The sequence below is a fragment of the Nocardiopsis sp. NPDC057823 genome (assembly GCF_042797335.1).
Taxonomy (GTDB): Bacteria; Actinomycetota; Actinomycetes; order Streptosporangiales; family Streptosporangiaceae; genus Nocardiopsis; species Nocardiopsis changdeensis.
This window is the reverse complement of record NZ_JBHVLR010000005.1, coordinates 19,647-27,871: the sequence shown is the minus strand read 5'-3', so window position 1 is coordinate 27,871 and position 8,225 is coordinate 19,647. Positions and strand designations below refer to the sequence as shown.

Here is an 8,225-nt window from a genome sequence, read left to right as displayed (position 1 = left end):
GGGGGGGGTGCCCGCCCTGCTCGTCCGGGTGCTGCGGCTGGCCCGGCGGTCCCGCCGGCCCTCCCCCGCCCCCGGGGTCTCACCGGGGGGGGGCCCCCGGCCGCCCGGCGGGGGCCACCGCCATGTCGACACGGCGATACGCCGCCATGCCTCTTCGCCGCTACGCCTCCTCGTCGCCCTTGGCGACCAGGGTGAGCACGTCGTAGGTGGCGACGGCCTCGCCGTCCTGGTCGGTGACCACGGCGTCCCAGCGGACCTCGCCGTACTCCGCGTTGGTGCGCGGGGTGATCTGCTTGGCGGTCAGCGTCACCCTGATGACCGCGTCCTCCTTCACGGGGGTGAGGAACCGCAGGTTGTCCACGCCGAAGTTGGCCAGCACCGGGCCCGGGGCCGGGTCCACGAACAGGCCGGCGGCCAGCGACACCACCAGGTAGCCGTGCGCCACGATCCCGCCGAACAGCGGGTTGGCGGCGGCGGCCTCCTCGTCGGTGTGGGCGTAGAACGTGTCCCCGGTGAACTCGGCGAAGTGGTCGATGTCGGCGCGGGTCACCCTGCGCTCCGCCGACTCGATGGTGTCGCCGATGCGCAGCTCGGCCAGGTTCTTGCGGAAGGGGTGGACGTCGCCCACGTTCCTCTTGGAACCCGTGGTCCAGTGCCCGGTGATCGCGGTGAGCATGTCCGGCGAGGCCTGGATCGCGGTGCGCTGCATGTGGTGCTTGACGCCGCGCACACCGCCCATCTCCTCGCCGCCGCCGGCGCGGCCCGGGCCGCCGTGCACCAGCACGGGCAGCGGGGAGCCGTGGCCGGTGGACTCCTTGGCGTCGTCCCGGTCCAGCACCAGGATGCGGCCGTGCCAGGGGGCGACGCCCAGGACGACCTCCCGGGCGACGTCGGGGTCGTGGGTGACCAGCGAGCCCACCAGGGAGCCCTTGCCCAGGGCGGCCAGCTCGACGGCCTCGGCCACCGAGCCGTAGGTGATGACGGTGCTGACCGGGCCGAACGCCTCCACCTCGTGCGGCTCCCGGGCGCCCGGCTCGGCGCGCAGGAGGATCGGCGACATGAACGCGCCGGACTCGGCGTCGGCGCCCACGACCTCGACCCGCTCGGGGTCGCCGTACACCAGCTCGCAGGAGGTGCGCAGGGCCTTGACCGCCTTGCGGACCTCGTCGCGCTGGGCCAGGGAGACCAGGGCGCCCATGCGGGTGTCCGGGTGGTCGGCGGCGCCCACCACGACCTTGGCCAGGCGCTCCTTCAGGGCCTCGACGACGGTGTCGGCCATCGCCTCGGGGACGATGACGCGGCGGATGGCGGTGCACTTCTGGCCCGCCTTGACGGTCATCTCGGTGACGACCTGCTTGATGTACAGGTCGAACTCGGGGTCCTCGGCGGTGACGTCCGGGCCCAGGATGGAGCAGTTGAGGGAGTCGGCCTCGACGTTCAGCTGCGTGCCGCCGCTGACCACGTTCGGGTGGTTGCGCAGGATGGCGCCGGTGGCGGCCGAGCCGGTGAAGCCGACGATGTCCTGCGGGCCCAGGCCGTCGAGCAGCCCCCGGTGCCCGGCGACGAGCAGCTGGAGGGAGCCCTCGGGGAGGATCCCCGACTCGACGGCCCTGCGGACCACGGCCTCGGTCAGGTAGGCGGTCTGGGCGGCGGGCTTGACGATGCTGGGCAGCCCGGCCAGGAACGCGGGGGCGAGTTTCTCGAGCATGCCCCACACGGGGAAGTTGAACGCGTTGATCTGCACCGCGACGCCGGGCCGGGAGGTGTAGACGTGCTGTCCCGCGAAGGTGCCCTCGCGGCTGAGCCGCTCCAGGGGGCCGTCGAGGATGACCGTGGAGTTGGGCAGCTCGCGGCGGCCCTTGCTGGAGAAGCTGAAGAGGGTGCCGAAGCCGCCGTCGATGTCCACGGCGCTGTCGCGCTTGGTGGCGCCGGTCCGGTGGGAGAGCGCGTAGAACTCGTCCTTGTACTGCATCAGGTGCTGGGCGAGGGCCTTGAGCAGGTTCGCGCGCTGGTGGAAGGTGAGGGCGCGCAGCGCCGGGCCGCCGACGGTGCGGGCGTAGTCGACCATGGCGGAGACGTCGGGGCCGTTCTGCGACATGCGGGCGACGGTCTCACCGGTGTTCGCGTCGGCGAGGGGCTCGCCCCCGTCGGTGGGGGTGAACCACGATCCCAGCGCGTAGCTCTGCAGTACTTCGGACACCTGACGGTCCTCTCCTCGGGCTGAGTGTCTTCCGGCACAGTATTACAGACCGATCGTTCAGTAAATAGTGCCCGGCCGGTCGCGTCCGCCGCCACCTGCGTTTTCCCACCATGTGGACGTGCGGACAGGTGGTTCTGTCGACATCTCGAAAATGCCGTGTAATGAACGGCCCGCCGCCGACAGAAGAGGGGTGACGGCACACCGAGAGGAGAGGGATGAGCGGCGATGACACGGAGGAGGGGGCGGGTGGACTGTTCACCCGCTTCTTCACCGGCCACTACGACGACGTCCGGCGCTACGCCCTGCGGAGGCTGGGCCCGGACGCGGCCGACGACGTCGCGGCGGAGACCTTCTCCGTCGCCTGGCGCCGGTTCGACCGGGTGCCCCGGGACGAGCCGCTGCCGTGGCTGTACGGGGTGGCCCGCAACATCGTGCGGGCCCGGTTCCGGGAGCTGAGGCGACAAGGAGAGATGTCGACCCCCTTCCCCGAGGGCGACCACCGGGAGCCGGGCGCGCCGGACCCGACCGGGGCGGTGGCCGAACGCGACAGCGCGCTGCGGGCGCTGGGGCGGCTCGGCGAGACCGACCGGGAGCTGATCATGCTCGTGGCCTGGGAGGGGCTGGAGGTGCGCGACGCCGCCCGGGTGCTGGGCTGCACCACCGCCACGGCCCGTGTGCGGCTGTACCGGGCGCGGCGGCGGATCGAGCGCTTCCTGGACCAGCCGCCCCCCGACGGGGAGCGCCGCCCCGCGGCCGCCCCCCGGACCCCCGCCCGCACCGCCCTGAAGGAGAACCCATGAAGGACACCGCGTTCAACGACGACGTCGCCGCCGTCCGGCGCCTGTTCGCCGGGCACGACCCGGCCGCCGGGTATCCGGAGGACGCGGCCGCGCGCGAGCTGTCCCGGATCGAGGTCATCGCCGCCGGGCACCGGCCGGGAGGCGCCCCGGCGCGGCCCCGCCGCCTCCTGCGTCCGGCCCTCATCGGGGCCGCCGCCGCGCTGACGGCCGTCGCGGTCGTCGTCCCGGTGTCGCTCCAGAGCGGACGGCCCGCGTACGCGGAGCCGCCGCCCGCCCCGCTGGACGTGCCCGCCTCCGAACGCACCGGGGGGCGGGAGCACCTGCTCGACCTGGCCCGCGCCGCCGCGGCGGCGGAGCCGCCCGCACGCGACGGGGACGTGGCGTACGTGCGGACCTCGGAGTGGACGTTCACGTACTCGCAGGACGTGGACAGCGGACGGGTCGGCTGGGGGATCCTGCCGGAGGAGCGCAGCGTGTGGCGGGCCCCCGACGAGTCCGGGGTCGAGCTGTCCGTGCCCCGCGAGCCGGAGCACGTCGGCGGGGACGAGGGCCCGCTGGGCTTCCTGTTCGGCGACGGCACCGAGCGCTTCGAATGGGGGGACGGCGAGGGCGGCGACGGGATGTTCTTCACCTGGGAGCCGGACACGCTGGCCACCGACCCGGAGGAATTGGAGGAGCAGCTGGTCGACGGGGCCGGGTTCGACGCCGGCACGCCGGAGGCGACCCTCTTCTACGCGCTCCAGAGCCTGTACACCGAGGCCCCCGTCGACCCGCGGGTCCAGTCGGCCGTGCTGCGGGTGCTGGCCGGGCACGAGGGCGTGCTCTACGCGGGTCCGTCCGAGGACCGGTACGGGCGCGAGGGCGAGCTCTTCCTGGTGGAGGAGGAGGGCGAGGAGACCCTGGAGCGCCGGATCATGTTCGACGCCGACACCGGGATGCCGCTCTACTTCGAGGTCGTCGCGGTGGAGTCGGAGTACGAGCAGCCCGAGGGGGTGGAGCTGCCCCTGGTCAACCACTACTCGGTGATCGTGGAGACGGCCTGGGTCCCGGAGGTCGAGGACCGGCCCTGAGCCGCCCGGCCGGGTCCGTCCACAGCCTGTGGACGGACCCGGGCCCCCGCCGCGGCGGGGGCCTCGTGGCGCTGGTGCTGTACCCGCCCCCGGGCCGCAGGACTCGGGGCCGGGGACTCCCCCACTGTGGTGGGGAGTCCTGTGGTGCTCGCCGCCGGTGCTGCGGGACCCGGGACCAGGGGCTCTCCCGCTGCGGCGGGGGTCCTCGTGGTGCTCGGTGTCGTGCCCGTCCCCCGGTCCGCGAGACCCGGACCGGGCTGCCCGGCGGAGTCCATCCACAGCCTGTGGACGGACCCGGGGCTCCCCCGCCGAGGCGTGGCCCTCGTGGCGCTCGGCGTCGTGTCCACCCCCGGGCCGCGTGACCCGGGGCCGGTCCGCCCGGCCGGAACCGGGCACACCGCCGGGCCCGTGGGACCCGGGACCGGGCCGCGGGTCAGTGCTGGGCGAGCGGGACGACCTCGGCGCCCGGGAGGGCGGCCACGAGCTTGCCCGGCACCCACAGCTTGGACCGGCGCAGCCCGCTGCCCACCACCACGTACGGGGTGGCCGCCACGGCCTCGTCCACCAGGATCGGCCACTCCCGCGGCAGCCCGAACGGGGTGATCCCGCCGTACTCCATCCCGGTCAGCCCCGTGGCCTCCGCCATCGGCGCGAACGACGCCTTGCGCGCGCCCAGGTGGCGGCGGACCACGCCGTTGACGTCGGCCCGGTCGGTGGCCAGGACCATGCACGCCGCGTAGGTGGTCTCGCCGCCGCGCTTGGCCGCCACCACCACGCAGTTCGCGCTGGTCTCCAGCGTCATCCCGTAGTGGGTGCAGAAGGCCGCGGTGTCCGCCAGGTTCGGATCGATCGGCGCGACCCGCACCTCGGCGTGGCCCCGGACGGCCTCCCGGACGGGGGCGGCCATCAGGTGCTCCTGCTCGCCGGCGTCCACCCAGTTCAACGACACGGACATGGGCATGCTCCTCGTTTCGTGTTCCGGACGGCCCCAGCCTAGGGCGTGTTCGGTGGATGCTTTCGAGCGTTTCGGCGCTTGCGCCGAATACCGGGAGCGGCCGCGAGGCGATCTCTCGCAGGACGACCGGCGCAGGTCGGCCCGGGTTCGGCCCTCCGAGCGCGGGCGGCGCGGCGAGAGGAGGCCTCGCGGCCGCGACCCGGAATGATCCGCCGAACACGCCCTAGGGACCTACGACGCGGAATGCCGCCGCAGGATCTCCAGGGCGAGTCCGGCCAGGTCGTCGGACCGGTACCCGGGCCACCCGTGCACCGCCGACACGTACCCCGCCGGGATCCCCGACAGGCCCCACCGGGCCCCGGCCAGCGCACCGGCGATCGCCGCGACGGTGTCGGTGTCGTTGCCCGCCCGCACCGCCGCGTGCACGGCCGCCACGTACCCCTCCGGGTTGCGGGTGAGGGCCGACCACGCCGCCTGGAGCGCGCTCACCACGAACCCGTTGTTCGCGAACGTGTGCGGCGCCGCCGACTCCGCCTCGTCCAGCCAGGTCTTCCAGCGGCCGCGCGCGTCCTCCGGCAGCAGTTCCACCCCGTCGCGGACGCCGTCCAGGGTGCCCTCCAGCACGGCCCGGCGGATCCCCTCGCACCACAGCACGCAGGCCTGCGAGGCCAGCGGGTCCCCGTGGGTCAGGAGGCTGTAGGCGTCGGCGGCCCGGGCCAGCCCCTCCGGGTCGCGCAGGTAGGCCAGGGCCAGCGGCCCGGTGCGCATCAGCGACCCGTTGCCCGCGCTCGCCACCCCCTCCTCGAACATGGACGCGGCGTACGCCGCCATCACCTCGGCGACCTCCGGGCGGCGGAAGGCGCCCCCGGCACCGCCCATCACCCGGCGGGTCTGGTTGCCGATGTCGGTGGCCCCGCCGTTCGCCCACTCCAGGAAGGCGTCGGCGGTCGCGCGCAGCGCCCCGGCGGACAGCGGGTCGTCGTGGTCGCGCAGCGCATGGGCGATGCACACCGTCATCTGGGTGTCGTCGGAGTACTCCCCGGGTGCGTAGGGGCCCAGGCCGCCGCCGATCATCTCCGGCACCCGGCGCTCGGACAGCGTGGGGCCGAACTCGTAGGGCACGCCCAGCGCGTCGCCGCAGGCGGCGCCCAGCAGGACGCCCAGGGCGCGGTCCTCGATGCTTCCGGTGGGCGGGGTCTGCACGGTCGCCTCGCAACGGTTCGGGGGAAGGGCGGACAGCGCCGACATTACCGTTCCGGCCTCCACCGGGGAGTTCGGGTGAGCGAACCGGTACGGGGTGAAATCAGAGCCGAATTCCGGAATTCCGGCCCGTACAATTCCGATTCATGGAGACCCCCACCCCCGATCCCCACTCCGGCGCGGTCCTGGACGGACGCTACGTCCTCGGGGAGCGCCTTCGCAGTGATGCCTCGGGGAGCGCCTACGCGGCCCACGACCGCGCCACCGGGACGACCGTCGTCGTCACCGTCCTGCACCCGTGGCTGGTCGGCGACGCGCCGGCCGTGCACGCCTTCCGCGGCAGGGCGCAGCACCTGGAGGCCGTCTCCCACCCGGGCCTGGCCCGGTTCCTCGACCACGGCCGCGACGGGGACCGCGTCTACGCCGTCAACGAGTACCTCCGCGGCGAACCCCTCGCCGAGGTCCTGGACGGCGCCTCCCCCGTCCACGAGCCGCACCGGGCGCTCACCGTCATCGCCTCCGTCCTGGAGGCGCTCGACGCCGCCCACGCCCAGGGGATCGTGCACGGCGCCCTGACCCCCGACCGGGTCGTCGTCGGCGACGACGGGAGGGCGGGCATCACCGGCTTCCCGCTCCTCTTCGACGCCGCCGAGGACGAGGCCCCCGACACCCGGACCGACGTGCGCGCGGTGGGCCTGCTCCTGCACGCGCTCATCACCGGCGAGCCGGCCGACCCCGGCGAGGCGCGCCCGCTGCGCCCCTCGGCGCTGGTGGACTCCCTGCCGCCGGACCTGGACATGCTGGTCGCCAACGCGACCGACCCCAACCCGCGTTACCGGCCCCGCGACGCGGGCCAGTACCTCACCCTGGTCGAGCAGGTGATGCGGTCGCTGTCCCGGCCGTTGGAGGAGGGCGGCGCCGACACCACCCGCCCCATCCCGATCGCCGCCGCCGAGCTCCCCGCACCCCGCCGCGGACCGCTGCGGCGCCGCGTCCCCGTGCTGGCGGCCGCCGTGCTGCTGGTCGCCGCCCTGTTCGCGACCGGGTGGGCGCTGTTCCCCCGCGAGCCCGAGGCCACCCTCCCCGACCTGGCGGGGGTCGCCGCGGAGGAGGCGGAGGCGCGGCTGGAATCGCTCGGCCTGGGGCTGGTGGTCCGCTTCCGGGACACCTACCACGACACCGTCGAGCCGGGCGGGGTCGCGGGCAGCGAGCCGGGCCCGGGCGCCGTCCTGGCCGAGGGCGACGCGGTCATGCTGGCGCTGTCCGTCGGACCCCGCCACGCGGATGTCCCTGACGTGGTCGGCGACACCGAGAACGAGGCCCGCGACCTGCTGCGCGAGGCGGGGTTCACCCGCATCGACGTCGTCCAGGAGCACTCCGCCGAGCAGCTGCCGGGGACCGTCCTGGCCACCGAGCCCGCCGCGGGCCGGGAGGGCGACCGCGAGGACCCGGTGGTCATCCGGGTCAGCGAGGGCGTCATCGTCCCCTCGCTGGACGGGATGACGCAGGAGGAGGCCGTGGACGCCCTCACCCGGGTCGGCCTGACCGCGGTGGTCGTCGAGCAGCACCACGAGACCGTCGAGCCGGGCGGGGTCAGCGCCCAGAACCCCGAGCCGGGGTCGATCCTGCCCGAGGAGGGCGAGGTCTCGGTGACCGTCTCGACCGGCCCGGAGCCCGAGGAGGAGCCCTCGGAGTCCCCGTCGGAGACCCCCTCGGAGGAGTCCGAAGGCGACCGCGACGAGGAGTCCGACGACGGGGACGGCGGCGGGCACAACGACGGGCACGGCGGAGGCCAGGGCGGAGGCTGGGACGACCACTCCTGCTCCGCGCCCGCCTGGAGCCCCGGCACCACCTATGAGGAGGGGGAGCGGGTCAGCCACAACGGCCGCGAGTACGAGTCCCGCTGGTGGAACCAGGACAACGAGCCCGACTCCGGCACGCTCTGGGGCCCCTGGTCCGACCGCGGCCGCTGCTGAGCCCGGCGCCGGGCCCGCGCCGCG

The 8,225-nt window shown here is 74.7% G+C and carries 6 protein-coding genes; 3 read left to right on the top strand and 3 right to left on the bottom strand.

The annotated features are described in order from the left end of the window. Positions 1-160 precede the first annotated feature (160 nt). Positions 161-2,200: a phenylacetic acid degradation bifunctional protein PaaZ gene (paaZ, locus tag ACFVNO_RS10680; RefSeq protein WP_355260342.1), complete on the bottom strand. Its 2,040-nt coding sequence runs from the start codon at positions 2,198-2,200 to the stop codon at positions 161-163. A 215-nt stretch (positions 2,201-2,415) separates the two neighbouring features. Between paaZ and ACFVNO_RS10675 the strand changes: the two genes are divergently transcribed. Together ACFVNO_RS10675 and ACFVNO_RS10670 are read left to right on the top strand one after the other, a co-directional pair. Continuing rightward, positions 2,416-3,000: an RNA polymerase sigma factor gene (locus ACFVNO_RS10675; protein WP_378891456.1), complete on the top strand. Its 585-nt coding sequence runs from the start codon at positions 2,416-2,418 to the stop codon at positions 2,998-3,000. Then, positions 2,997-4,070, top strand: coding sequence for a CU044_5270 family protein (locus ACFVNO_RS10670; RefSeq protein WP_378891453.1), 1,074 nt, complete (start codon positions 2,997-2,999; stop codon positions 4,068-4,070). The genes ACFVNO_RS10675 and ACFVNO_RS10670 overlap by 4 nt, the downstream gene beginning before the upstream one ends. Before the next feature lie 433 nt (positions 4,071-4,503). Here ACFVNO_RS10670 and ACFVNO_RS10665 read toward each other — a convergent pair whose 3' ends face one another. Both ACFVNO_RS10665 and ACFVNO_RS10660 read right to left on the bottom strand, forming a co-directional pair. Beyond that, complete coding sequence (locus tag ACFVNO_RS10665; RefSeq protein ID WP_355260333.1) at positions 4,504-5,025, bottom strand: YbaK/EbsC family protein; 522 nt, start codon at positions 5,023-5,025, stop codon at positions 4,504-4,506. A 231-nt stretch (positions 5,026-5,256) separates the two neighbouring features. Next, positions 5,257-6,228, bottom strand: a complete 972-nt coding sequence (locus ACFVNO_RS10660; RefSeq protein WP_355260330.1) for an ADP-ribosylglycohydrolase family protein — start codon at positions 6,226-6,228, stop codon at positions 5,257-5,259. A 143-nt stretch (positions 6,229-6,371) separates the two neighbouring features. Between ACFVNO_RS10660 and ACFVNO_RS10655 the strand changes: the two genes are divergently transcribed. After that, positions 6,372-8,201, top strand: coding sequence for a PASTA domain-containing protein (locus tag ACFVNO_RS10655; RefSeq protein ID WP_378891448.1), 1,830 nt, complete (start codon positions 6,372-6,374; stop codon positions 8,199-8,201). The last annotated feature ends 24 nt before the right edge of the window (positions 8,202-8,225 follow it).